The organism is Streptomyces sp. WAC07094 (assembly GCF_036320405.1).
Classification (GTDB): Bacteria; Actinomycetota; Actinomycetes; order Streptomycetales; family Streptomycetaceae; genus Streptomyces; species Streptomyces lannensis.
Genome location: NZ_JAVMJZ010000001.1, coordinates 5411262 through 5436672, shown reverse-complemented (window position 1 = coordinate 5436672; position 25411 = coordinate 5411262). Strand labels below are relative to the sequence as shown.

The window sequence follows — 25411 nt, the reverse complement described above, 5'->3', positions numbered from 1 at the left end:
CCACCGGAAGAGGCCGCCTGCGAACCGGCGGTCCCCACCGGAGCGATAGACGGGGTGTGAGACTGTTCCGCCCCATGGGGGGCCACAGGGAGAAGGACACGGACGCGGCCCTGCTGCGCGCGGTCGCGGACGGCGATTCGACGGCGATGGCCGCCCTGTACGACCGGCACGCGGGATGGCTGCACATGCGGCTCGCGCGGCGCTGCGGCGACGTCGAAGCGGTGCGGGAGATCCTGCAGGACACCTTTGTGACGGTGTGGCGGTCGGCAGCGGCACACCGCGGCGAGGAGGTCGGCGGCTGGCTGTGGACGATCGCCGCACGGCGACTGGTCGACGCGCGCCGCGCACAGGAGCGCACCGCACGGATCGAGACGTCACCGATGGACGCGATACGGGTCGAGCACGAATCGTCGGTGGCGGCGCCGTCCACGGAGGAACGGGTGCTCGCGGGGCTGGAGTTCGGCGAAGTGGGCACCGCCCTCGACCGGATCTCCCCCGAGTTGCGGGACGTGTTGCGCGCGACGGTCGTCGACGGGCTGACCACCCGTGAGACCGCCCGTCTCCTCGGGATACCCGAAGGCACGGTCAAGAGTCGCGCCATGCGCGCCCGCGCCGAACTCCGCTCGGCGCTTGCCCATTTGAGCCCGACACCGCTGGGAGGCCCGGCATGACCGGCTGGCACGCGCCCGACGACCTGGTCACCCGCTATGCAGACGACGCGCTGCCGGAGCCGGACGCGTGGTCGCTGGAGAAGCACCTGGAGGAGTGCGGCAGTTGCGCGACACGCGTGTCGCAGGCGGTACGGGAAACGGCGGCGGGCGCTGTCCTGGCGGACGTGCGGACGGCGGTACTGGCAGCGGCCCCCGCAAGGCGCGTGTCGAACGCACGGCTGTGGTCACCGCGCGTCTTCCTCCCCTCCTCCCGCCCCCGTCTGGCCCGCGTCCTGTGGGCCGCCGGCCCCGCCGTCCGCGGACCCTGGCCGGCGGCCGTGCTGCTCGTGGCCCTCGGAGCGGTCGCACTGGCCCATGCGGGCGGTTTCGACGGGACTCGGCCGCTGCTGCTCGCCGTCGCGCCGGTCGCGCCCCTCGCAGGGGTCGCCCTCTCCTACGGGGCGCACGCCGACCCGCTGCACGAGATTGTGACGGCCACCCCCTCCGGAGGCCTGCGGCTGGTGTTGACGCGCACGGCCGCCGTGCTGGCCGTGAGCTTGCCACTGCTGACCCTGGCCGGGCTGCTGCTGCCCGCATCCGGCGCGCCGGGCGCGGCCGCCTGGCTGCTGCCCGGGCTCGCACTGACATCGGCCTCGCTGGCCCTCGGCTCCTACGTCGGTTGCCGCACCGCGACGGCCGTGATCGCGGGCGGCTGGCTCTGCGCCGTGCCTGCCCGGGCACTCGCCGGCCACGGCGGCCACCCGACGGCCCGCCTCGCCGAGCAACTCTCCCGCTGCCTCGACGGGGCCCCGGCGCAGGGCGCCTGGGCGGCCGCGGCCACGCTCTGCGTCGCCCTGCTGGTCGCCCGCCGGGCCACCTTCGACCACGGGGGGCAGCGTTGACGACCCGAGAGCCCCTTTACGAGCCCACCGGCGCGCGTCGCCGCCCCCCTCTGGAGAAGCGTTGAGCACGATACGAGTGACCGGTCTGCGTGTGCGGCACCGCAGGACCATCGCCCTCGACGGGGTCGACCTCGCGTTCGGCCCGGGCGTGCACGGACTGCTGGGCCCCAATGCCGCGGGCAAGACGTCCCTGATCCGCGTCCTCGCCACGGTGGCAGCACCGAGCGACGGCCGGGTGGAGATCCTCGGAGAGGATGTCGGCGACCACCGCCGTCGTGGCAGGGTGCGCGGTCGTCTGGGCTATCTGCCCCAGGAGTTCGGCTACTACCCGGGGTTCACGGTGCGCGAGTTCGTCTCGTACGTGGCCTGGCTGAAGGAGATGCCGGCCACCGCCACCCCGGCCGCCGTGGAGCGGGCCGTGGCCCGGGTCGGCCTGACCGACCGCATCGACGCGAAGATCAGGACACTGTCCGGCGGCATGATCCGCCGCGTCGGGATCGCCCAGGCCATCGTCAACGAACCGCACATCCTGCTGTTCGACGAGCCGACGGCCGGACTCGACCCCGAGCAGCGGGTGGAATTCCGTGCATTGCTGCGCCGTCTGGGCGCCGACGCCACGGTGATCGTCTCCACCCATCTGGTGGAGGACGTGGCCGCCGCCTGCACGGAGGTCACCCTTGTGGACGCGGGGCAGATCGCCTACCGCGGCACCCCCGGGGCGCTGGCCGCGCTCGGCGGATCGGATGACGGCAGTGGTGACAGCGCGATCGAACGTGGGTTCATGGCGGCGTTGCGGGCGCACCGCGCACCGTCGGCCGCCCGGGAGGTCTCGCCATGACTCTCACGGCCGATAGCCGGAAGCCGCCCGAGCGCCGGCTTCACCCCCTGCGCGCCGAAATCGTCCGCGGCTTCGCCCCCTGGACCGGAGCCGCCGTGCTGCTGACGCTCGGCATGCTGCTGACCGGCACTTCCGCGCAGTGGCAGGGCGGCTGGGCCGAGACCCGCTCCCAGCTGCACGACTCGATGCTCGTGATCGCCCCCCTCACGGCAGCCGCGGGCTGCCTGCAGGGCGGGCGGGAACGCCGGCGCCGTACCGACGAGCTGTGGGAGACCGCCGTACGCGGGCGACTCGCACGGTTCCTGGCGTCGGCCATGCCGGTCGCCCTGTGGGCTGCCGCCGGGTTCACGGCTGCGGCAGCCCTGGCCCTGCTCGCCACCTGGCCCTACGCCCAGGGCGATCGTCCGCACCTCGGCCTGCTGCCGGGGGACGCGGTGCTGCTGGCGGCCTGTGCGATGGCGGGTCATGTCGTGGGGCGGCTCGTGGCCTGGCGGCCGGCGGCCCCTGCGCTCGCGATGGCCGGGTACGTCGGTCTGGCCGTTCCGGCGATGGCTTCCCCTGGGGCCGGCCGCCATCTGGACGCAGCCTTTCCGGCGCCGGTCGGTTCGTACCCGGTCTGGTGGCAGCCGGTGGTGATGGCGGTGTGGACGGGCGGGCTGGCGTCGGCAGCGGTGCTGGCGTACGCCGCCCGGCGGCGGTACACGGCGCTGGTACCACTCGCCGCGGCGATCGCCGCCGGTGCCCTTCTGGTCCGGACCGGGGACGGTCTGTGGCACGACGACCCGCTCGCGAGCCGTCAGGTCTGCGACACGTCTACCACACCCCAGATCTGTGTGAACGCCCGCTACGAGGGTCTGTTGCCCCAAGTACGTGAAGCCCTGTCAGAAGTCGTTGGTCGGCTGGAGGGCGTGCAGAACCTTCCGGTCCGGTTCGAGGACCGTCCGACCGCGCCGCGACACGGCGAAGCGCGGTTGCCGATGCTGGCGCCGTTGGGCTGGTCCGTCGTCCGGGGGCGGTTGACCGATCCGAAGCAGTACGCGTGGGAGGCGGTGGCGGAGCTGGAGGGCCGCGGCGACTGCCAGAGCACCCTGGACCCGCGCGTGCGCAGGGCGGACGACGCGGTCGAGCACTATCTGGCCCCAGGCCCTCACCAGGAATACTTCGACCAACTGGCAGCCGAGGGCAGTGCCGCCGAGCGCGCCGAGCTGACGGCCAGGCAACGGGCCAGGGCCCGGCTGGCGTCTATGGGCGAGGAGGAACGCCGCATCTGGCTGTCGGCGTACTTCGCGACGGCAGGCAGCTGCGGTGCGCGGGCGGTGCCGGCCCTGTGACAGCCATCGGTCTCCTGTTGTACGCCCGCTCCCGCGCGCTGTGGCCCACCCTCGCGGCGCTCGTCGGGACCACCGGATTCGCCCTGTGGGCCGCACACCTCATGGACGCCTACCTGGACCCGTCCCGGCGGGTGCCGGTGGTCGCACTGGCCCCGCTCCTGGCCGCCGCCGTGATCGGTACGAGCCTGTACACGGCGTCCGACGAACTGGACCGCACCGCCGTCCGCCCGTGGTGGCCCCGGCGACTGGTGCAGTTGCTGGGCCTGAGCGCTGTGGCGGCCGCGCTGCTGCCGACGGCCGTGCTGGGTGACACGCTCGTCTTCGGGCCGCCTGCCATGATCCGCAACACGCTGGGCAGCACGGGCGTCACGGCGGCCGCGGCGGTGCTGTTCGGCGCACGGCTGAGCTGGCTGCCGGCTTTCGGCTACGTGAGTGCGGTGTACCTGGCGTCCGGCGGCGCGCGCGGACCTGCGGTCACGGTGTGGGCGTGGCCGATGCAGCCGGGCACGCAGACGGGCGCCTGGGCGGCCGCCCTCGTCGCCTTCGCCGCGGGCGGAGCCCTGTACGTCGCGCGCGGAGCGCGCCCCGAGGGGGCCCGCGCCTGAGACGCGGGCCTCCTCTCCGGGTATGCAAAAGCCCGGATCGTCAGGCGGAAATGCCGTCGATCCGGGCCAAGGCGTCGTCCGCGCCGTACGGCTGCAGGTATGGCAGCCAGCGCGGGTCCCTATGCCCGGTGCCGATGATGCGCCAGGCCAGACCTGTTGGTGGAGCGGGTTTGTGGCGCAGGCGCCAGCCCAGCTCGAACAGGTGCCGGTCGGCTTTGACGTGGTTGCAGCGGCGACAGGACGCCACCACGTTGTCCCAGACGTGCTGACCACCGCGGCTGCGCGGAATGACGTGGTCGACGCTGGTTGCGACGCCACCGCAGTACATGCACCGGCCGCCGTCGCGCGCGAACAGCGCGCGCCGGGTGAGAGGAACGGGCCCCCGATAGGGAACCCGCACGAATCGCTTCAGCCGGACCACGCTGGGTGCGGGGACAGTAACGGTTGCGCTGTGCATAAAGGCGCCGGACTCCTCGAGGCAGATGGCCTTGTTCTCGAGGACGAGGACGAGCGCGCGGCGGAGCGGTACGACGCCGAGTGGCTCGTACGACGCGTTGAGGACCAGGACGTGCGGCACGGATGCCTCCTTGTACGCCGGCGGCGCGTGGCTCGCGCCGGGACGATCTGCAGCCAGTTTCCCCTCATGCCTGGTGGAAGCGCCACCATGTCCCGGTAACGGGCTGGGAGTGTTTTCGACCACACCTGAAGCATTCCCCGAGATGCACCCCCTGACTTCTCCGGGTGAGCACCGTCTCTCCTCGCCACTTCGGCATGATCCTCACACGATGCCCCGTTAGTGTGGTGGGGCTGCCCATCCGGTGACCTTCCGTGACCTCGCCGACCTGACGACCGTGCCCGCTCGTGCCGGAGGCAGACGTTGCACCAGGAGGTACCTGCCGTGTCCCTGACCGCGCTGTCGTTCGCCGGCGCTGCCAGTCCTTCGCCGTCGCCGTCGCAGTCGACGCCTCCGGCGGTCCCCACCCTCCAGGACGCCCAGGAGAGTGCGACGAACGCCGCGACCTGGGTCCAGCAGAACTGGTCCACGTGGCTCGCGATCGGTCTCAGGGTCCTGCTGATCCTGGTGGTCGCGGCGGTACTGAGAGTGATGGTGCGGCGGGCGATCACCAAGCTGATCGACCGTATGACCCGCACCGTCCAGGCGGTGGACGGCACGGCGCTCGGCGGTCTGCTGGTGAACGCGGAGCGCCGCAGGCAGCGCTCGCAGGCGATCGGCTCGGTGCTCCGCTCGGTGGCGTCGTTCCTCATCCTGGGCACCGCGGCACTGATGGTCCTGTCGACCTTCCAGATCAATCTGGCGCCGCTGCTCGCGTCCGCCGGTGTCGCGGGTGTGGCCATCGGCTTCGGCGCGCGCAACCTGGTGACGGACTTCCTGTCCGGCGTGTTCATGATCCTGGAGGACCAGTACGGCGTCGGCGACAGCATCGACGCGGGCGTGGCCTCCGGCGAGGTGATAGAGGTGGGCCTGCGGGTGACCAAGCTGCGCGGCGACAACGGCGAGATCTGGTACGTCCGCAACGGCGAGGTCAAGCGCATCGGCAACCTCTCGCAGGGCTGGGCGACCGCCGGAGTGGACGTGACCGTCCGCCCCAGTGAGGACCTGGACCGGGTGAAGGCGACCCTCGAGGCGGTGGCCGAGCAGATGAGCAAGGACGAGCCCTGGAACGAGCGCCTGTGGGGGCCGATCGAGGTACTCGGCCTGGACAGCGTGCTGCTGGAGTCGATGGTGGTCCGCCTCACGGCGAAGACGATGCCGGGCAAGGCCCTGTCGGTGGAGCGCGAGTTGCGCTGGCGCATCAAGCGGGCCTTCGACGAGGCGGGCATCCGCATCGTGGGCGGCCTGCCCACGGCCGAGGCGCTGGAGGCCGCTCCCGACCCGGCGGCCACGGTGGCGGCCCCCTCCGTCTACTCCAACACTGCCTCGCCCCAGGCGGAGGCGGCGGCGCCGATCACGCCAGCGCGGCCGCCGGCGCGGTAGCGGTCCGACGAGAAGGAGGCGGCGCCCGGTATCCACCGGGCGCCGCCTTTTCGTGTCCCAAGGCCGGCGCACTCCGGGGCCGGGCCATGGCGGTCCGCCGGACGAACCGCGCGCGCCGCCGGCCCCCTGGGCACCGGCTCCGGCCGCCCGCCTTCAAGGCCGTCAGGTAACGAGTTGGTTGCCGCCAGTGGCCGGTATTGACGCCTTCGTGGCGGCGGGCCTACCTTCCTGTCACCAATAGGAAACTTTCCTAACAGTGATCTCCAAGGGCCGCCCCGAACACGGGAAATCCCCCGAACGATCACCCGGTGGACTTCCCGGCGGCCCCGCTGAGAAGCTGGGCCGTTGAAAGGCAGGTGGCGACACACATGGCAGGATCCGCCGGCACACCGGGCACCCCGCGTGTGCTGCGCGCCATGAACGACCGCGCCGCCCTGGACCTCCTCCTGGAGCACGGTCCGCTCAGCCGCACCCGCATCGGCAAGCTCACCGGACTGTCCAAGCCCACCGCCTCCCAGCTCCTCGCACGCCTCGAGGCGGCCGGTCTCGTCCTGATGACCGGCACGAGCGAGGGCCGGCCGGGCCCGAGCGCACAGCTGTACGTCGTCAACCCGGCCGCCGCCCATGTCGCCGCCCTCGACGTCACCCCCGAACGCATCCTCGCCGCCGTCGCCGACATCACCGGCAGAACGGTGGGCGAGCACAGACTGTCCACCCCGGGCCGCCGCCCCTCCCAACCCGTCGTACGCCAGGTCACCGACGCGCTCGAGGGCGCCGTGAAGGCCGCCGGGCTCGCCGTCTCCGACGTGCACCGGGTGGTCATCGGCACCCCGGGCGCCTTCGACCCCAACACCGGCCGGCTGCGCTACGCCTCCCACCTGCCCGGCTGGCACACCCCCACGCTGCTCGACGAACTCGCGGCCGGCCTCCCGATGCCCGTCGAGTACGAGAACGACGTCAACCTCGTCGCCCTGGCCGAACAGCGGCTCGGCGCGGCCAGGGGCCACGCTGACTTCGTCCTGCTGTGGAACGAGGGCGGTCTCGGTGCCGCACTCGTCCTCGGCGGCCGGCTGCACCGCGGCTGGACCGGCGGTGCCGGCGAGGTCGGTTTCCTGCCGGTGCCCGGCGCTCCCCTGGTCCGCCAGGTGACGAAGGCCAACAGCGGCGGCTACCAGGAACTGGCGGGCTCCCAGGCCATCCCCCGGCTCGCCCGCGAACTCGGCGTCACGGACGTGCCCTCCGGTCCGTACACCGAGGTCGCCGCCACCCTCGTCGCCCTGGGCGCCGACAGCGCCACCGGCCCCCACCGACGGCTCCTGGAGACGTACGCGACCCGGCTGGCCACCGGTCTCGCCGCGCTCGTCTCCGTGCTCGACCCCGAACTCGTCGTCCTCAGCGGCGCCTCGCTCACCGCCGGAGGCGAGCCGCTGCGCACCCTGCTCCAGGCCGAACTGGAGGAGCTGGCCGCGTCCCGGCCGCGCCTCGCCGTCGGCGATGTACGCGAACACCCCGTACTGCGAGGCGCGTTGGAGAGCGCCCTCGCAACCACCCGCGACGAGGTCTTCGACACCTCGCGCTGAGCCATGGGCCCCGGCCCCGGCACCCGCTCCGGTCGAATCACACCCAGCCCGTCCCAGGGAGACCCCGTCATGCCCGAAGTCATGCCCAAAGTGATCCGAAAGACGGCTTTCGCCCTCACCGCGTCCCTCGCACTCCTCACCACCGCCTGTACCGGTCAGTCCTCCTCCGGCGCGAACGACGACGCCTCCAAGGACACCACCATCAACTTCTGGCACGCCTGGAGCGCGCCCTCCGAGACGAAGGCCGTGCAGGACCTGATCGCGGGCTTCGAGAAGGCGCACCCGAACATCCACGTCAATGTCGTCGGCAACATGACCGACGACAAGATGAACCAGGCCCTGCGCACCGGCGGCGACAAGGCCCCCGACGTCATCTCCTCCTTCACCACCAACAACGTCGGCAAGTTCTGCTCCTCCAACGCCCTGATCGACCTCAACCCGTTCTTCAAGAAGTCCGGCGTCGACCCGGCCACCACCTTCCCGAAGGCGATGAACGAGTACACCCAGTACGACGGCAACCGCTGCACGGTGCCACTGCTCGGTGACGCCTACGGGCTCTACTACAACAAGACGGCCTTCGAGAAGGCGGGCATCACGAACCCGCCCAAGACCTGGAGCGAGTTCGAGGCCGACGCCAAGAAGCTGACGATCCCCGCCGGGGACGGCTACAAGCAGCTCGGATTCATGCCGGACTACCACGGCTGGGAGACCACCACCGAGCACTACTTCGCGCAGTTCTCCCCGACGTACTTCGACACGAGCGGCAAGTCCAGCCTCGCCACGGACCCGGCCTTCAAGGCCGGATTCACGCTCCAGAAGAAGCTGGTCGACGAACTGGGCGGATTCCAGAAGCTGGAGAAGTACCGCTCCAAGCTCGGCGACGAGTGGGGTCCCAAGCACCCCTTCCACACCGGCCAGGTCGCCATGCAGCTGGACGGCGAGTGGCGCCTGGGCATGGCCCTGGACGCGAAGCCGAAGTTCGACATCGGCGTGGCCCCGCTGCCCGTGCCCGACGACCAGGCCGACCAGTACGGCAAGGGCTACATCACCGGCACCATCGCCGGCATCGCGGCCACCAGCAAGAAGCAGAACGCGGCCTGGGAACTGGTGAAGTACATGACCACGGACACGGACGCGGTCGTCGGCTTCTCCAACGCCATCCACAACGTGCCCTCCACGCTGGAGGCGCTGAAGTCCCCGAAGCTGAAGTACGACCCGCGCTTCAAGACCTTCCTGGACATCGCGGCGAACCCGAACTCGACCACGACGCCCGCCTCCATCAACGGCGGCCAGTACCTCGTGACCATCCAGCAGTTCGGCTACGACTACGAGAGCGGCAAGGTCACGGGCCTCGACGCGGGCCTCGCCGGCGCGGCCAAGCAGATCGACACGGACATCGCGCAGGCGAAGTAGCGATGAGCACGATCACCCTCGCGTCGAAGCGCCGCCGGGCGGCGCTTCGCACGCTCGCCTTCATGTCGCCCTGGCTGATCGGCTTCGCGGTCTTCTTCGCGTACCCGCTGATCTCGACGGTCTACTTCTCGTTCATGCACTACGACGGCTTCAGGCCGCCGTCGTGGAGCGGGACGAAGAACTGGACATACGTCTTCAACGACTATCCGTACTTCTGGGCCGCCCTGCGCAACACCCTGTGGCTGGTGCTCGTCATGGTCAGCCTCCGGGTCGTCTTCGGACTCGGCGTCGGCATGCTCATCACCAAGATCAGGACGGGCACGGGCGTCTTCCGCACCCTCTTCTACCTGCCCTACCTCGCCCCGCCCGTCGCCGCGACGATGGCCTTCGCCTTCCTCCTCAACCCCGGTACGGGCCCGGTCAACGCGATCCTCGACAAGATCGGGATACCGGCGCCGGGCTGGTTCAACGACCCCACCTGGTCCAAGCCCGCCCTCACCCTGCTGGCCCTGTGGGGCGTCGGCGACCTGATGGTCATCTTCATGGCGGCGCTGCTCGACGTGCCCAGGGAGCAGTACGAGGCGGCCGAGCTGGACGGGGCGTCGGCGTGGCAGCGCTTCCGGTACGTCACCCTGCCGAACATCTCGCCGATCGTGATGTTCGCCGTGGTCACCGGAGTGATCCAGACCATGCAGTACTACACGCAGCCGCTCATCGCCGGAAAGGTCGCCTCGGGCGTCATCCAGGGCGCCGGGACGCAGTTCGAGCCGGGCTATCCGGAGAAGTCCACACTCACCCTGCCCCAGCTCGTCTACAACCTCGGCTTCCAGCGCTTCGACTACGGCTCGGCCTGTGTGGTCGCACTCGTGCTCTTCGTCCTGTCGATGGTGTTCACCGCGTTCCTGATGCGGCGCCGGGGCGGCCTCAATCTGGCAGGTGACTGACCATGACCCAAGTACTCGACAAGCCGGTGGAGTTGAGGACGCCCGTCTCGCCGGCCGAACGCACCGCACGCCGCAAGGCCCTCCTCGAGTGGATAGGCGTCCATTCCCTCGGCGTGGCCGCCGCGCTCTTCTTCACCCTGCCCTTCGTGTTCGTGTTCCTGACCTCGCTGATGAGCGACACCCAGGCGCTCAGCCGCGATCTGATCCCGCACACCTGGGAATGGGGCAACTACAAGAAGGTCTTCGACACACCCGGCTTCCTCACCTGGTGGAAGAACACGCTGATCTACGCGGGCCTCGGCACCGTCCTGACCGTCGTGTCCTCGATCCCGGTGGCCTACGCACTCGCCAAGTTCCGCTTCCCGGGGCGCAATCTGTCCCTCATGCTGGTGATCTCGATGATGATGCTGCCGCCGCAGGTGATCATCATCCCGATGTACCTGTTCTGGGCGAAGCAGCTGGGCCTGTCCGGCACCCTGTGGCCGCTGATCATCCCCATGGCGTTCGGCGACGCGTTCTCCATCTTCCTGCTCCGCCAGTTCCTGATGACCATCCCCAACGAGTACCTGGACGCGGCGAGGGTCGACGGCTGCGGTGACCTGCGCACGCTGCTCAAAGTCGTCCTTCCGATGGCCAGGCCGGGCATCGCCGCCGTAGCGCTCTTCCAGTTCTTCTACGCCTGGAACGACTATTTCGGCCCGCAGATCTACGCCTCGGAGAACCCGGGCGCGTGGACGCTCAGTTACGGCCTTGAGTCGTTCAAGGGCGCACACCACACCGACTGGAACCTCACCATGGCCGCGACCTTGCTGGTCATGGCCCCCGTGATCCTCGTGTTCTTCTTCGCCCAGAAGGCGTTCGTCGAAGGTGTCACGCTCACCGGAGTGAAGGGCTAGCAACGCAATGAAACTCACCGTGGTCGGCGGAGGCTCGACCTACACACCCGAACTAGTCGACGGGTTCGCACGGCTGAGGGACACCCTGCCCGTCGAGGAACTCGTCCTCGTCGACCCGGCCGCCGAACGCCTCGAGCTGGTCGGCGGACTGGCCCGGCGCATCTTCGCCAAGCAGGGGCATCCCGGGCGCGTCGTGACGACGAGCGACCTGGACCAGGGGGTCGAGGGCGCCGACGCCGTGCTGCTCCAGCTGAGGGTCGGCGGCCAGGCCGCTCGGGAGCAGGACGAGACCTGGCCGCTGGAGTGCGGCTGCGTCGGCCAGGAGACGACCGGCGCGGGCGGTCTCGCCAAGGCCCTGCGTACGGTGCCCGTGGTCCTCGAGATCGCCGAACGGGTCCGCAACGCCAACCCGAAGGCCTGGATCATCGACTTCACCAACCCGGTGGGCATCGTCACCCGCGCCCTGCTCCAGGCAGGCCACCGCACGGTCGGTCTGTGCAACGTGGCGATCGGCTTCCAGCGGTCCTTCGCCCGCCTCCTCGGCGTCACCCCCGCCGACGTCCACCTCGACCATGTGGGCCTCAACCACCTCACCTGGGAGACCGGTGTGCGCCTGGGCGGCCCCGAGGGCGAGAACGTGCTGCCCAAGCTGATCGCCGAGCACGGCGACTCGATCATCGAGGGCATGGGGCTGCCGCGCGCCCTCCTCGACCGGCTCGGCGCGGTCCCCTCCTACTACCTGCGCTACTACTACGCGCACGACGAGGTCGTACGGGAACTGAGGACAAAGCCGTCGCGCGCCGCCGAGGTCGCCGCCATGGAGCGGCAGTTGCTGGACATGTACGGCGACCCGGCGCTCGACGAGAAGCCCGCGCTGCTGGCCAAGCGCGGCGGTGCCTACTACTCGGAGGCCGCGGTCGACCTCACCGCGTCCCTGCTGGGCGGAGGGGGTTCGCCCTACCAGGTGGTGAACGCGTACAACAAGGGCACGCTGCCCTTCCTGCCGGACGACGCGGTGATCGAGGTGCAGGCGGCGGTGGGGCCGCAGGGTCCGGCCCCCCTGCCCGTGGCGGCGGTGGACCCGCTGTACGCGGGCCTGATGGCGAACGTGACGGCCTACGAGGAGCTGGCCCTGGAGGCGGCCCTGCACGGCGGCCGTGATCGCGTCTTCCGGGCACTGCTCGCCCACCCCCTCATCGGTCAGTACGCGTACGCCGACGCCCTCACCGATCTGCTGATCGCGCACAACCGGGAGCACCTCGCGTGGGCCTGACCGCAAGTGTCCTCGCCATCGACGCGGGCAACAGCAAGACCGACGTCGCCGTCGTGGCAGGCGACGGCGAGGTCCTCGGCACCGCGCGGGGCGGGGGCTTCAGGCCACCGGTCGTGGGGGTCGGGGCGGCCGTGGACGCCCTGGGCGAGGTCGTCGCGGAGGCCTTCGCCCGGGCCGGGGTCACCGCGGCCGACCATGTCTCGGCCTGTCTCGCCAACGCCGATCTTCCGGTGGAGGAGGAGCAGTTGGCGGCCGCCCTGCGTGCACGCGGGTGGGGCACGACCGTGGAGGTGCGCAACGACACCTTCGCCATCCTCCGGGCCGGTGTCTCCGCGCCCCGGGGGGTGGCGGTCGTGTGCGGGGCCGGCATCAACTGCGTCGGTATGCGTCCCGACGGCCGCACCGCCCGCTTCCCGGCACTCGGCCGTATCTCCGGTGACTGGGGCGGTGGTTGGGGCCTGGCGGACGAGGCCCTGTGGTGGGCGGCCCGCGCGGAGGACGGCCGGGGCGGGCCCACCGAACTGGCGCGCACCCTGCCCGCGCACTTCGGGCTCGACTCCATGTACGCGCTCATCGAGGCGCTCCATCTGGAGCACATCGAGCACGCCCGGCGGCACGAGCTGACGCCGGTGCTGTTCGCCACCGCCGGGCACGGGGATCCGGTGGCGCGCGCGATCGTCGACCGGCTCGCCGAGGAGGTGGTGGTCATGGCGACGGTCGCACTGACCCGCCTCGACCTGCTCGACGAGGAGACACCCGTCCTGCTCGGCGGCAGCATCCTCGCCGCCCGCCACCCCCAACTCGACGACCGCGTACGGGAGCTGCTGACCGTCCGCGCGCCCAAGGCGGTCCCCCAGGTGGTCACGGCCCGACCGGTCCTGGGCGCCGCCCTTCTGGGCCTGGACCACGAACGCGCGGAGGGGCGGGCGCACGCGCGGGTGCGGGGCCACTTCGAGCGCTAGCGAGCCCCGGCTCGAGGCCCGGCGCCACCCCTGGGAACCGAACACAGGCACGTCGCGTATTCATGAGCGGGGGTGGTGCGCGGCAACGGCGTGAACGGACATCTGCACAAACGCTGCGATCCGGAAACAAGATCGTATAAAGGCCTGTGCGGATACCCGTCCCGGCGGCGATACTTGCCGCCGTACACCTGTGTCCGCTCCCACGCTCCGGGCGGAGGCGACCGACGGATGACCATGGGGGAGGTCGAGTGACACACCCGCAGCAGAGCGGCGCGCCACCCGCGACGCCCACGATGCCCGACGCACCGGCGCGGGCCACGGCGGGCGGGGGGCGCAGTGCGGCCGTGCCACAAGACCCGCCGGGCCCGCGGCGCCGCACCGCCTTCGCCGAGGGCGCCGACCGGCTGCGCTCGGCCGCCACCACCGAGCCCGGCCGGCTGCGCGTCATCGGTGCCGTCCTCGCCCTGCTGGTCATCGCGTTCGGGGCCGTCACCGCCTGGCAGATGACCGACCGCTCGAACGCCGCCGACGACGTGCTGCACAGCAGCCAGCCGCTCAGCGCGGGAGCCGCGGACATCTACCGCTCGCTCGCGGACGCCAACACCACAGCCTCCAGCGGCTTCCTGGCCGGCGGCCAGGAGCCCAGGGCGACCACCGAGCGGTACGACCAGGACATCCGCACGGCCGCCGCGGGGCTCGTCACGGCGGCCGCCAGCACCGAGCCGGGCTCGCCCTCGGCAGCCACCATCACCAAGCTCAACAAGCTGCTTCCGGAGTACAAGGGCCTGATCGAGCGGGCCCGTGCCAACAACCGGCAGGGCTTCCCGGTGGGCGGCGCCTATCTGCGGACGGCGAACGAGGTGATGCAGAAGCAGATGCTGCCGGCCGCACAGGACCTGTACACCAAGGAGAACGAGCGGCTGCGCTCGGACTACGCCGACGCGACCCCCTACCCGTGGTTCGCCATCGCCCTCGGTGTGCTGGCGCTCGTGGCCCTCGGCTTGACGCAGCGGCGCAACTACCGGCGCACGAACCGCCTGCTGAACCGCGGACTGGTCGCCGCGACGGCCGCCTCGGCGATCGTCCTGCTGTGGACGGTCGTCGGCCACAGCGTCGCCCGCGCCGGGCTCAACGCCTCGTACGACCACGGCGTCCGCTCGCTGAACGTGCTGCACGATGCGCGCATCGCCTCCCTGAACGCCCGCGGCAACGAGAACCTGACCCTCGTCAGCCGGGGCGCCGAGACCAAGCAACTGCCCGACGGGACGGTCGAGGACGCGTACGACTACGCGTTCCAGCAGGACATGAAGACACTCTCCGCGGGGCTGGCCAAGGCCGTGACACTCGCCGACGACCAGACGGGCAGGGCGCCTGTGACGGCTGCCACCGGCAATATGAAGGTCTGGCAGCAGCGGCACAAGCAGGCCCGCACCGCCGACGACGACGGCAACTACCAGGCCGCCCTGAACAAGATCATCGGCTCCGCGGCCGACCAGCCGACGGGTGAGTGCTTCGACAGCGTCGACGCGAACCTGGCGAAGGCGCTGGGCCACGAGGAGGGCGAGTTCCAGCACCGGGCGGCCGACGGCCGGAACGCCATCGCCGGGCTGCCGGTCGGCGCGGCGGTCCTCGCGGTGCTGGCCGCGTCCGGCGCGCTGCTGGGCATCGGACGCAGGCTTTCGGAGTACCGGTGAGAGGGGGACGGGCGATGATCGCTCGACGCCTGAGGGCGAGCCTGAAGGGCTGGGGCGGTGTAGGAGCGATGCTGAGCGTCTGTGTCCTCGCCGTGGCCTTCGCCCTGCTGCTGCCGCTGACCCACGCGCCCGTGGACTCCGCGCCCGGCTCCGGGAGCACAAGGCTCGCCGAGGCCACCCAGGCCAAGGCCGACACCTGCGGCAGGCACCCCGAGCAGCTGAGCCCGCAGCCGTCCGGCGACGAGAGCGGCCCCGCGGTCACGGCCGTCAAGCAGCGCGGCTATCTCTCGGTCGGCGTCGACCAGAACAGTTACCGCTGGGGCTACCGCGACCCCAACAGCTCGGGCGGCGACCTCGAGGGCTTCGACATCGACCTCGCCCACGAGATCGCGCGGCAGCTCCTCGGCGACCCGAACGCCGTCCGCTTCCACGCGATCCCCACCAACCAGCGCATCCCGGCGATCAAGAGCGGCCAGGTGGACATGGTGGTGCGGACCATGACGATCACCTGCGACCGGCTGAAGGAAGTCGCCTTCTCCGACCCGTACTTCGCGACCGGGCAGCAGGTCCTCGCCCCCAAGGCGTCCGGCATCACGGGCTACGACGCGTCGCTGGCCGGCAAGAAGATCTGCACCGCCGAGGGGTCGACGGCCAACACCGCGCTGACGCAGGACAAGAAGAACCACAAGCTGGCGGCCTCCACGGACATCTCCACCACCGTGCCCAATCAGCTGGACTGCCTGGTCGAACTGCAGCTGGGCGAGGTCGACGCGATCGTCACCGACGGCGCGCTCGCCGCGAGCCAGGCGGCCCAGGACCCGACCGTGGAGCTCAAGGGGAAGCCCTTCACGACCGAGTACTACGGCGTGGCGATGAACAAGGGTGCCGGGGATCTGGTACGCCGGGTCAACCAGGTGCTCGTGGACTACCGCAAGAGCGGCTGGCAGACCTCGTACGACAAATGGCTGTCCCCGACGCTGGGCACGGACTCGGCGTCGTCACGGCCGCCTTCCTCCTGACCGAAGCAACCGACCTGATACCACTGGAGAGTTACCCCCGGCGCACCGGACACGCGCACTGGGCACGACAGGACGAGAGGTGATCGATGGGCGTCACGGGACCCACCGGGCCGGTGCTGGACCGGGACGAGGTGGACCGTGCGCTGGCGCGGCTCGGCGCGGAGCACGAGGCCATAGAGACCTCGCTCCTCGCCCTGCAGGACCACGCGGGCCGCAGACTCCTCGAGGGCGCCGAGCTGACGGGCGTCACCAAGGAGCGCTGGACCTCGGCGGAGGCATCGATCACCCTGCTGTGGACGTACTTCGACGCCTACACGGGCGCTCTGCGCCGCGCGCGCGAGATCCGCACCCGGCGGCGCTGGTCCAGCCGTGAGGACCTGGTCGAGCTGACCGAGCTGCTGCGCGGCACCGGCGTCACCGTCGCCGGCGGCGCGGCGAACACGTCGGCGGGCGCCGCGCGGCTCAGCGAGCAGTTCACGCTGGCCCAGCTCGTGGAGCGGATGAACGACCTGTACGCCTCCTCGCTCGACATGGTCGTCGCCGCGGACGCGGTGTGGTCGGCCCTGCCCGCCCGGATCGATTTACTGGCCGCCGAGTTGCAGCGCACCCGGCGGCTCGCGCACTCCGTGGGTGTGCGTCCCGGTGAGCATCCGGCGGGCGACGACCTGGAGCGCATCACCCGCACGCTGACCCACCTGCGCGAGCAGGTGATCTCCGACCCCCTCGCCTACTGGGTCCCCTCACAGGGGAGTTCGGCGCCCGGCGGCGGCAGGCCGGACACATCGACGTACGACCGCGAGGCGCGCGCCCTGGAGGACGTGCGCCGGGAGATCGACGCCGTCCTCGCCGTCCGCCAGGACGCGGAGACCCGGCTGGTCAAGCTGCGCGACCTGCTCAGCCGCGCCGATCGCACACTGGCCGAGGCCCGCAACGCACGCGGTGAGGTGCTCGCGAAGATCGCCGCCTCGGAGGTGCCCGCGGTCAGCGGTCCGCCGACCGCGCTGCAGGAGCAACTGGCGACGGCGGCCGAGTACCGCCGACACGCGCAGTGGCACCGTCTGTCGCCGCTCCTGGAAGCGCTGGAGCAGGACGCCGAGGAGGAACTGCTACGCGCCCGCGAGTCGCTGACGGCGGTCACCGCTCCCCTCGCGGTCCGTGCCGAGTTGCGCGGCCGGCTGGACGCGTACAAGGCGAAGGTCGCCCGGCACGGACTCGCGGAGGACCCGCTGCTGGTCGAGCGGTACGACGCGGCGCGCCGCATGCTGTGGAGCGCGCCGTGCGACCTCCGGGTCGCCGAAGAGGCGGTGCTGCGCTACCAGCGGGCTGCCGCGGAACTGCTCGGACCGCGCGTGCCCCGGCAGGGCGAGCCGGCCGATCGTAGGGGGGAAGTATGAGTCAGGCTGGGCAGAAGTGCCAGCGCCCCGGATGCGAGGGGTCCTACGAGGACGTGGGCGGCGGCGAGCTGTACTGCGACACGTGCGGGCTCGCGCCGGTCGTCTCGGCGAACGGCGCGGTCGGCTCCCCGGCCACCGGGATCACGGCCGGCGGCAAGGGCTCCGACGGTGACAGTTCGCGCTCCAGTTCCCGTACGTCGTCCCGGTCGTCCCAGTCCCGGCGCTCGGTGTCGGGGCGGCTGACGGGCAGTTCCACCGGCCGCTCGGTGTCGGTGCGCAGCTCCGGTACCGCGAGCGGGAGTTCGGGCCGTGCCCGGCTCGGCCTCGGCCTGGTGCAGGTCCCGGACGTACCGCGGCCCGACCCCAGGGCGATGGTCCTCGAGAACCCCGAGGTGCCGGAGCGCAAGCGGTTCTGTTCACGCTCCGACTGCGGTGCCCCGGTCGGGCGTTCGCGCGGCGAGCGGGCCGGTCGCACGGAGGGCTTCTGCACCAAGTGCGGCCACCCGTACTCGTTCGTGCCCAAGCTGCACGCCGGGGACGTGGTGCACGGGCAGTACGAGGTCGTGGGCTGCCTCGCGCACGGCGGGCTCGGCTGGATCTACCTGGCGGTGGACCGCGCGGTCTCCGACCGGTGGGTCGTCATGAAGGGCCTGCTGGACACAGGTGACCAGGACGCGATGGCCGCGGCGATCTCCGAGCGGCGGTTCCTCGCCGAGATCGAGCACGCCAACATCGTGCGCATCTACAACTTCGTGGAGCACCTCGACCAGCGCACCGGCTCCCTCGACGGCTACATCGTCATGGAGTACGTCGGCGGCAAGTCGCTGAAGGAGATCGCCAACGAGCGCCGCACACCCGACGGAAGACGCGATCCCCTCCCCGTCGAGCAGGCGTGCGCCTACGGCATCGAGGCGCTCGAGGCCCTCGGCCACCTGCACAGCCGCAATCTCCTGTACTGCGACTTCAAGGTCGACAACGCGATCCAGACCGAGAACCAGCTCAAGCTGATCGACATGGGCGCCGTGCGCAGGATGGACGACGACGAGTCGGCGATCTACGGCACGGTGGGCTACCAGGCGCCCGAGGTCGCGGACGTCGGTCCGTCGGTGGCGAGCGACCTCTACACGGTCGCGCGCACCCTGGCGGTGCTCACCTTCGACTTCCAGGGCTACACGACCGTCTTCGCGGACTCCCTGCCCGACCCGGACACCATCGAGGTGTTCCGCCGGTACGAGTCCTTCTACCGTCTGCTCGTCCGGGCCACCGACCCTGACCCGGCCCGCAGGTTCGCCTCGGCGCAGGAGATGTCGGAGCAGCTGACGGGCGTGCTGCGGGAGGTCGTCGCCGTCCAGACCGGTCGCCCGCGGCCCGCCCTGTCGACGCTGTTCGGGCCCGAGGTGAAGGTCACGGACAGTGAGATGTTCCCGAAGCTGGACGAGGACGTGTCACGGCTGGGCGCACGAGTGGTGCCCTCGCGGCGCAGGCCCGTGGCGTCCCCGGCCGGCTCGCTTCCGTCGGCGGCCCCGGCGGGCGTCATGGTGCCCGCCCCGCGCTCCGGCGGGGCCTCGGACGCCGGAGCCACCGTCGCTCCTGCCGCGCCGGCCTTCGTCAAGCCGGTCGACACCTCCGCCGCCGCCCTCGCGCTGCCCGTCCCGCTGGTCGATCCGGGCGATCCCAACGCCGGTTTCCTCGCGGGTCTCATGACGTCCGCACCGGGCGAGCTGATCGCGGCGCTGCACGCGGCACCCAGCAGCTCCCTGGAACTGCGGCTGCGCGAGCTGCGGGCCCGGCTGGAGATGGGCGAGACGTCGAGTGCGGGGCGCGCCCTTGAGACCTTGGAGGCGGACCACCCCGACGACTGGCGGGTCGTCTGGTACCGCGGTGTCACCGCGCTCGTCACCGGCGACCACGAGGCCGGCGCCGTCTCCTTCGACGCGATCTACGACGCCTTCCCCGGCGAGCCCGCTCCGAAGCTGGCCCTCGCCCTGTGCGCGGAGGTGCTCGGCCAGCTCGACAACGCCGCCGAGTACTACCGCCTCGTGTGGAGTACCGACCCCAGCTATGTCAGCTCGGCGTTCGGCCTGGCCCGCGTCCAGTTCGCCGCCGGCGACCGCAACGACGCCGTGCGCACACTGGAGTCCGTGCCGGAGGCGTCCATCCACTACACCGCCGCCCGCGTCGCCGCCGTACGGGCGCGGCTGCGGCAGCGTGCGGGCCGGGTGCCCGACCCGGCCTTCCTGGACGACCTCGTCGCCGCCGCGGGACAGATCCAGGCGCTCGAGGGGTACGGTCTGGACGCCGTACGACGCGAGCAGTTGTCCACAGAGGTCCTCGGCTGCGCCCTGGACTGGGTACTCTCCGGTAGCCAGGGCCCGGAGCCGTCCGCCGAGGGCGGGCGGGCACTGCTCGGCAGTGATCTGGACGAGCGTGGCCTGCGCTTCGGCCTGGAGCGCTCGTACCGCACGCTGGCCCGGCTCGCACAGGGCAGCGATGAGAGGATCGACCTGGTGGAACGTGCCAACCGTTACCGCCCCCGGACGTGGGTGTGATCGATGTCGCAGATGCCCCAGTCGACGGCGCTGTCCAGGTGCCCCAGTTGCGAGGAGCCCCTCGAGTCGGGTGACCGCTTCTGCGGCGCCTGCGGGTACGACCTCTCGGTGGTGCCTGCGCCTCCGCCGGACACCCCGACCCTGACCATGAACGGCATGGCCCCGCACCCCCGTTCGGAGACGGCCCCCGTCGACTGGCCGACCGCTCCCGAGGCGGGCGGCGCGAACACGCCGGCCGCGGTGCATCTGCCGTCCGACATCCAGGGCACGGACTCGGGCGGCTCCCAACTGGCCGCCACGACCCCGGCCAAGGGCGTGTCCAAGGGCGTACGGTTCGACCGCCCGTCGGACGCCGACGACTACCACCTCGCGGCACCGCAGCCCGTCGACCCGCGCACCTCGGTCCCCTCGACTCCCCCCGCCGGCACAAAGGTCTGCGTGGCCTGCCGCACCGGCCAGGTGGACAGCGACGGCTACTGCGAGAACTGCGGCCACGCACAGCCGCGCGAACGCGACCATATCGAGCAGGAGCTGGACGCGGTCGCCGCGGTCAGCGACCGGGGCCTGCGTCACCACCGCAACGAGGACGCGTTCGCCGTCTCCTCGACCGCGCTGCCCGACGGCTCGCCCGCCGTCGTCGCGGTCGTCTGCGACGGCGTCTCCTCGGCGACCCGGCCCGACGAGGCGTCGATCGCCGCCGCCGGGGCCGCGAACGAGGCGCTGCTCGCGGCCCTGCCGCTCGGCACGCACCCCCAGCAGGCCATGCACGACGCGATCATCGCGGCGTCCCACGCCGTCAACGCGCTCGCCGTCGAGCCGGAGACGGCCCAGGAGCACTCACCGCACCAGAACGCCCCCGCGTGCACGTTCGTCGGCGCCGTCGTCACCACCGGCCTGCTCGTCGTGGGCTGGGTCGGCGACAGCCGCGTCTACTGGATCCCCGTCGACCGCGGCGCGTCCCCGGCCCGCCTCACCGAGGACGACTCGTGGGCCGCTCAGATGGTCGCCGCAGGCCTGATGAGCGATACGGAGGCGTACGCCGACGAGCGCGCCCACGCGATCACCGGCTGGCTCGGCGCTGACGCGTACGAACTGGAGCCGCACACCGCTTCCTTCAAGCCGGACCGGCCCGGGGTGGTGGTGGTGTGCACGGACGGTCTGTGGAACTACGCCGAGGCCGCCGAGGAGATGGCCGAGGCGGTGCCGTCCGATGCCGAACGGCGTCCGCTGCACGCCGCCCAGGTACTGGTGGGCCACGCCCTGGACGGCGGGGGCCACGACAACGTAACAGTGGCGGTCCTGCCGTTCCCGGCCCAGCTCCAGGGGGCAGGATCCGCCTGAGGCGTGTCCGGGGACACACCCGGAGCCGGTGGGACCGGCCACGGGACCGGAGGGGACCGGTCCGCAACCAGTCATCACCCCACAGCGCTGGGGTTCTCGAGGGGGCTCAAAGAGGGCATGGCCAATTTCTCGAAGTCGAACGTGCCGCAGTTCTCGGTGGACGTCTACCAGAACGAATACCTGCCGGAGGGCGGCCGCGAGGTCAATGCCATCGTGACGGTGACGGCCACCGGGGGCGGCACGATCGGAAGCGCGTCCGCCGCGCCCCACCTCTACTCGCCGGGACGTGGCCCCAGCGCCGCCGTGGCCGTCATGGTCGACTGCTCGGGATCGATGGACTACCCGCCGACCAAGATGCGCAACGCCCGCGACGCCACGGCCGCCGCCATCGACACCCTGCGCGACGGTGTGCACTTCGCGGTCATCGGCGGCACCCATGTCGCCAAGGAGGTCTATCCGGGCGGCGGCCGGGTCGCCGTCGCCGACGCGACCACCCGCGACCAGGCCAAGCAGGCGCTGCGCAGGATCAGCGCGGGCGGCGGGACCGCGATCGGCACCTGGCTGCGTCTGGCGGACCGGTTGCTCTCCTCGGCGGACGTCTCCATACGCCACGGCATCCTGCTCACCGACGGCCGCAACGAACACGAGTCGCCCGAGGACCTGAAGGCCACGCTGGACGCCTGCGCCGGCCGTTTCACATGTGACGCGCGTGGAGTGGGCACCGACTGGGAGGTCAAGGAGGTCACCGGGATCGCCTCGGCGCTGCTCGGCACCGCGGACATCGTCGCCGATCCGGCCGGACTGGCCGCCGACTTCACCCGGATGATGGAGACGGCCATGGGCAAGGAAGTGGCCGATGTCTCACTGCGGCTGTGGACCCCCGTCGGTACGGAGATCAAGTTCGTCAAGCAGGTGGCGCCCACGGTCGAGGAACTGACCGGCCGTCGCACCGAGGCCGGCCCGCGCGCCGGGGACTACCCCACGGGCTCGTGGGGCGACGAGTCCCGCGACTACCACGTGTGCGTCCAGGTCCCGACCGCAGGGCTCGGCCAGGAGATGCTGGCCGCCCGGGTCTCACTGGTGATACCGCAGGCCGGGGGCACCGCCCAGAACCTCGGGGCCCAGGGGCTCGTACGGGCCGTGTGGACCGACGACATGGTGGCGTCCACGTCGATCAACCCCCAGGTCGCCCACTACACAGGGCAGGCCGAACTGGCCCAGGTCATCCAGCAGGGTCTGGATCTGCGCAAAGTGGGCGATTTTGATGGCGCAACGGCCAAACTGGGCCGCGCCGTTCAGCTCGCGAGCGTCTCGGGGAACGCAGATACTGCGAAACTGCTTGCGAAGGTGGTGGACGTGGTCGACGCCGCGACAGGTACTGTGCGACTTAAGGCAAAGGTCACGGAAGCCGACGAGATGACTCTCGAGACACGGTCCACAAAGACTGTTCGTGTAAAGAAGTGACCTGAGAGTTCCGACAGCGACGAGCCCGGCCCCCGGTGGGTCGGAGAACCACACCGGTCGTAGCGACCGGAGAAGGAGAGGGGGAAGCGCCGACATGCCGACCTGCCCGAACGGACACCAGTCGGGTTCCGACGACTGGTGCGAGGTCTGCGGTCACCGTATGGCCGGTGCCGTACCCCCGCCGCCTCCACCGCCGCCCACCGCCGGCTACGGCTTTCCGCCGCCCGGTTCGGCCCCGCCCCCTCCGGGGCCCGGCGGCCGGCCCGGAGGCCGCCCGCAGTCCGCGATGCCGAACCTCGAGCCGGAACTCTGCCCGCAGTGCCGCACGCCCCGCGAGGGCGGCGCCCCGTTCTGCGAGGAGTGCCGCTGGAACTTCCTGACCAACACGGCGACCTCCTACACCCCGGCCGCACCGCGCCCGCCCGCGCCCAACCCCGCGCTGCGCTTCCAGCAGGGCGGACAGACGATGCCGGGTCCCGACTCGTTCGACTACGAGCGGTCCAGGCCGTCGCAGGTGAACCGGCCCGCTGAACCGATTCCGCCGGGCCCGCCCTTCGGCGACGAGCCCTCCGGTCCCACGGGCTTCGGCGGTGCGTCCTCGCGTCCGTCCGTGTTCGGGAACGAGCCCCCGCGTCCGCCCGCCTTCGGCGGCGAGACCTCACCCCAGCCTCCCTACGGTACGGATCCCGCGCGTCCGGGGCCGCCGCCCGGACCCGCCGCCGGCGGCCCCGGAGGTCAGCAGGGCGGCGGTGCCCCGAGTGCACCGTCGGCCTTCCAGGGCGGTGCCCCGTCCGTGTTCCGGCGGCCGACCCCGCCCTCCTCGTCCGCGTCCCAGGGCTTCCCGCCCTCCGCCCCGCCGCAGCAGGGCGGTCCGTCCTTCGGCGGCGGTGACGAAGACTGGGTGATCTCTCCGCCGTCGAACTCCCCCGCGCCCGGTGCCCCCGGGGCCGGCGGCCAGGGCGGTGGCTACGGCTTCCCGCAGCCCGGCGCCACCCAGGCCCCGCCGTCGCCCTACGAGCAGCAGCCGGCGACCTGGACCGCGACCATCGGTCCGGACCGCGAGTACTTCATGGCGATGATGCAGCGCTCCGGTCCCGAGGCCGCCGGCCTGAACCTGCCCGCCTACTCCCCGGAGCAGCAGCGCACGCTCACCGGCAACCAGATCACCATCGGGCGCCGACGGCACTCCACCGGTGACACCCCGGACATCGACCTGTCGGTGCCGCCGGAGGACCCGGGCGTCTCGCACCAGCACGCGCTCCTGGTCCAGCAGCCGGACGGCTCGTGGGCGGTCGTCGACCAGAACTCCACGAACGGCACCACGGTCAACGGCGGTGAGGAGCCCATCCAGCCCTTCGTGCCCGTGCCCCTGCAGGACGGGGACCGGGTGCACGTGGGCGCGTGGACCACGATCACGGTCCGTCGCGGCTGAGTACGACGGCTGCTCTGCGCGTGCGAGGGCCCTCATGGGCTCTCGCACGCGCATCCGCCCGGTCCGCTCACCGTGGCCGGCCGTTTCGGCGTTCGCGTTCTGCGTTCCCGGCGGCCGTGGCCCGGCCCTCACGGCATCGGCCAGCGGTTCGGCCCCTCCGGGTCGTCCAGCCAGGCCCAGGAGCGGTCTCCGCTGACGGTGATCCCGAACCGCTCGCGTGCGGGCCGCCCCTCCCGCTCCCACAAGACGTACGCCTCGTACGGGTCGAGGCTGCGCTGCGTCAGGGCCAGCAGGAACCTGAACAGCTCGTGACCGCGGGCCCGGGACGGCAGCCCGTCCAGGTACAGCGCCTCGGGCTCGACCCGCGTTCCGCCGCGCAGCGGCACGAAGTAGGCGGGCGTGCGCAGGAAGCGCCCCTCCGCGTGCCCGGCACTCCCCACCCGCAGCGAGATGAGGCCGGTCGCGAACGGCGCGAGGATCCGCGCACCGGGGCGGCACTGCGCCGGCCACGCCGCCGGCACCGTGGTCGGCGCGCAGGTCGCGATGATCCGGTCGAAGGGTGCCCGCTCCGGCACACCACGAGCGCCGTCGCCCGTGACCACGGCCGGGTGGTGTCCCGCGGCGGCCAGATGCTGCCGGGCCGACTCGGTGATCTCCGGATCGAGGTCGACGGTGGTGACCAGGTCGTCAGCGAGCCGGTGCGCGAGCAGTGCCGCGTTGTACCCGCTGCCGGCTCCGATCTCCAGGACGGTGTTCCCCTCCTCGACCTCGAGCTCGGTCAGCATCTGCGCCATCAGCGAGGGCTGGCTGCTGGAGGAGACGAGTTCGTCGCCCCGTACGAGAGTGGCCAGCGGGGCGTCCTCGTAGGCGCCGCGCAGCCACTGCTCCCGGCGCCAGGGGTCGGGGTCGTCACCCGATCTGCGCTCGTAACCGTCGGCGGCGCCCACGTAGTAGTAGGGCACGAAGAGATGGCGGGGCACCGCCTCGAACACCTCCCGCCAGCCCGGATCGGTGTCCCAGACGCCGCTCGCATCGATCTCGCGCACGAGTTCCGCCCGCGCCGAGGCCGCGAGGGCCTCCAGCTCACGATCAAGAGAGTGCGTGGCCATACCTCCACTGTGCTGCGGG

General features: G+C 71.6%; 21 protein-coding genes. 19 read left to right on the top strand and 2 right to left on the bottom strand.

The window, feature by feature from the left end:
* The first annotated feature begins 74 nt into the window (after positions 1 to 74).
* The 5 genes from RCR19_RS24045 (at position 75) to RCR19_RS24025 (ending at position 4326) form a co-directional block, all read left to right on the top strand.
* On the top strand, positions 75 to 671 hold the full coding sequence (locus tag RCR19_RS24045) for an RNA polymerase sigma factor (RefSeq protein ID WP_331267006.1): 597 nt from the start codon (positions 75 to 77) through the stop codon (positions 669 to 671).
* Positions 668 to 1552, top strand: a complete 885-nt coding sequence (locus RCR19_RS24040; RefSeq protein ID WP_331267005.1) for a zf-HC2 domain-containing protein — start codon at positions 668 to 670, stop codon at positions 1550 to 1552. Before RCR19_RS24045 ends, RCR19_RS24040 begins: the two co-directional genes overlap by 4 nt.
* A 61-nt stretch (positions 1553 to 1613) precedes the next feature.
* Positions 1614 to 2390, top strand: a complete 777-nt coding sequence (locus RCR19_RS24035) for an ATP-binding cassette domain-containing protein (protein WP_331267004.1) — start codon at positions 1614 to 1616, stop codon at positions 2388 to 2390.
* Positions 2387 to 3721: a hypothetical protein gene (locus RCR19_RS24030; RefSeq protein WP_331267003.1), complete on the top strand. Its 1335-nt coding sequence runs from the start codon at positions 2387 to 2389 to the stop codon at positions 3719 to 3721. The genes RCR19_RS24035 and RCR19_RS24030 overlap by 4 nt, the downstream gene beginning before the upstream one ends.
* Positions 3718 to 4326: a hypothetical protein gene (locus RCR19_RS24025; protein WP_331267002.1), complete on the top strand. Its 609-nt coding sequence runs from the start codon at positions 3718 to 3720 to the stop codon at positions 4324 to 4326. The genes RCR19_RS24030 and RCR19_RS24025 overlap by 4 nt, the downstream gene beginning before the upstream one ends.
* A 40-nt stretch (positions 4327 to 4366) precedes the next feature.
* Here the strand turns inward: RCR19_RS24025 and RCR19_RS24020 are convergent, their stop codons facing one another.
* On the bottom strand, positions 4367 to 4903 hold the full coding sequence (locus tag RCR19_RS24020) for an HNH endonuclease (protein ID WP_331267001.1): 537 nt from the start codon (positions 4901 to 4903) through the stop codon (positions 4367 to 4369).
* Positions 4904 to 5224: 321 nt separating this feature from the next.
* Here RCR19_RS24020 and RCR19_RS24015 point away from each other — a divergent pair, with 321 nt between their 5' ends.
* The 14 genes from RCR19_RS24015 (at position 5225) to RCR19_RS23950 (ending at position 24283) form a co-directional block, all read left to right on the top strand.
* Positions 5225 to 6322 carry a mechanosensitive ion channel family protein gene (locus RCR19_RS24015; protein ID WP_331267000.1) on the top strand — a complete coding sequence of 366 codons (1098 nt, stop codon included), beginning with the start codon at positions 5225 to 5227 and terminating at the stop codon, positions 6320 to 6322.
* Positions 6323 to 6690: 368 nt separating this feature from the next.
* The gene (locus RCR19_RS24010) at positions 6691 to 7902 is read left to right on the top strand and encodes an ROK family transcriptional regulator (protein WP_331266999.1); all 1212 of its coding nucleotides are present in this window, start codon (positions 6691 to 6693) and stop codon (positions 7900 to 7902) included.
* An 81-nt stretch (positions 7903 to 7983) separates the two neighbouring features.
* Positions 7984 to 9315, top strand: a complete 1332-nt coding sequence (locus tag RCR19_RS24005; protein ID WP_331269540.1) for an ABC transporter substrate-binding protein — start codon at positions 7984 to 7986, stop codon at positions 9313 to 9315.
* A gap of 2 nt (positions 9316 to 9317) precedes the next feature.
* The gene (locus RCR19_RS24000) at positions 9318 to 10259 is read left to right on the top strand and encodes a sugar ABC transporter permease (protein WP_331266998.1); all 942 of its coding nucleotides are present in this window, start codon (positions 9318 to 9320) and stop codon (positions 10257 to 10259) included.
* 2 nt (positions 10260 to 10261) lie between these two features.
* Positions 10262 to 11155 (top strand): carbohydrate ABC transporter permease, encoded by an 894-nt coding sequence (locus RCR19_RS23995; protein WP_331266997.1) that lies wholly within the window; start codon positions 10262 to 10264, stop codon positions 11153 to 11155.
* A 7-nt stretch (positions 11156 to 11162) separates the two neighbouring features.
* Complete coding sequence (locus RCR19_RS23990) at positions 11163 to 12428, top strand: 6-phospho-beta-glucosidase (protein ID WP_331266996.1); 1266 nt, start codon at positions 11163 to 11165, stop codon at positions 12426 to 12428.
* Entirely contained in the window at positions 12419 to 13390 is a 972-nt protein-coding gene (locus RCR19_RS23985; RefSeq protein ID WP_331266995.1) for a BadF/BadG/BcrA/BcrD ATPase family protein, read from the top strand. The genes RCR19_RS23990 and RCR19_RS23985 overlap by 10 nt, the downstream gene beginning before the upstream one ends.
* Before the next feature lie 248 nt (positions 13391 to 13638).
* On the top strand, positions 13639 to 15084 hold the full coding sequence (locus tag RCR19_RS23980) for a hypothetical protein (RefSeq protein WP_331266994.1): 1446 nt from the start codon (positions 13639 to 13641) through the stop codon (positions 15082 to 15084).
* 14 nt (positions 15085 to 15098) lie between these two features.
* Positions 15099 to 16103 (top strand): glutamate ABC transporter substrate-binding protein, encoded by a 1005-nt coding sequence (locus tag RCR19_RS23975; protein WP_331266993.1) that lies wholly within the window; start codon positions 15099 to 15101, stop codon positions 16101 to 16103.
* A gap of 86 nt (positions 16104 to 16189) precedes the next feature.
* Positions 16190 to 17497 (top strand): hypothetical protein, encoded by a 1308-nt coding sequence (locus RCR19_RS23970; protein WP_331266992.1) that lies wholly within the window; start codon positions 16190 to 16192, stop codon positions 17495 to 17497.
* Positions 17494 to 20046 (top strand): tetratricopeptide repeat protein, encoded by a 2553-nt coding sequence (locus RCR19_RS23965; protein WP_331266991.1) that lies wholly within the window; start codon positions 17494 to 17496, stop codon positions 20044 to 20046. Before RCR19_RS23970 ends, RCR19_RS23965 begins: the two co-directional genes overlap by 4 nt.
* Before the next feature lie 3 nt (positions 20047 to 20049).
* Entirely contained in the window at positions 20050 to 21387 is a 1338-nt protein-coding gene (locus RCR19_RS23960) for a PP2C family serine/threonine-protein phosphatase (protein ID WP_331266990.1), read from the top strand.
* A 117-nt stretch (positions 21388 to 21504) separates the two neighbouring features.
* Positions 21505 to 22851: a VWA domain-containing protein gene (locus RCR19_RS23955; RefSeq protein WP_331266989.1), complete on the top strand. Its 1347-nt coding sequence runs from the start codon at positions 21505 to 21507 to the stop codon at positions 22849 to 22851.
* A 94-nt stretch (positions 22852 to 22945) separates the two neighbouring features.
* Entirely contained in the window at positions 22946 to 24283 is a 1338-nt protein-coding gene (locus RCR19_RS23950; RefSeq protein WP_331266988.1) for an FHA domain-containing protein, read from the top strand.
* 128 nt (positions 24284 to 24411) lie between these two features.
* On the opposite strand, the gene RCR19_RS23945 is transcribed toward RCR19_RS23950, so the two are convergent.
* A complete protein-coding gene (locus RCR19_RS23945; RefSeq protein WP_331266987.1) occupies positions 24412 to 25392 on the bottom strand; it encodes a methyltransferase domain-containing protein in 981 nt (326 codons plus the stop codon).
* Between the last annotated feature and the right edge of the window lie 19 nt (positions 25393 to 25411).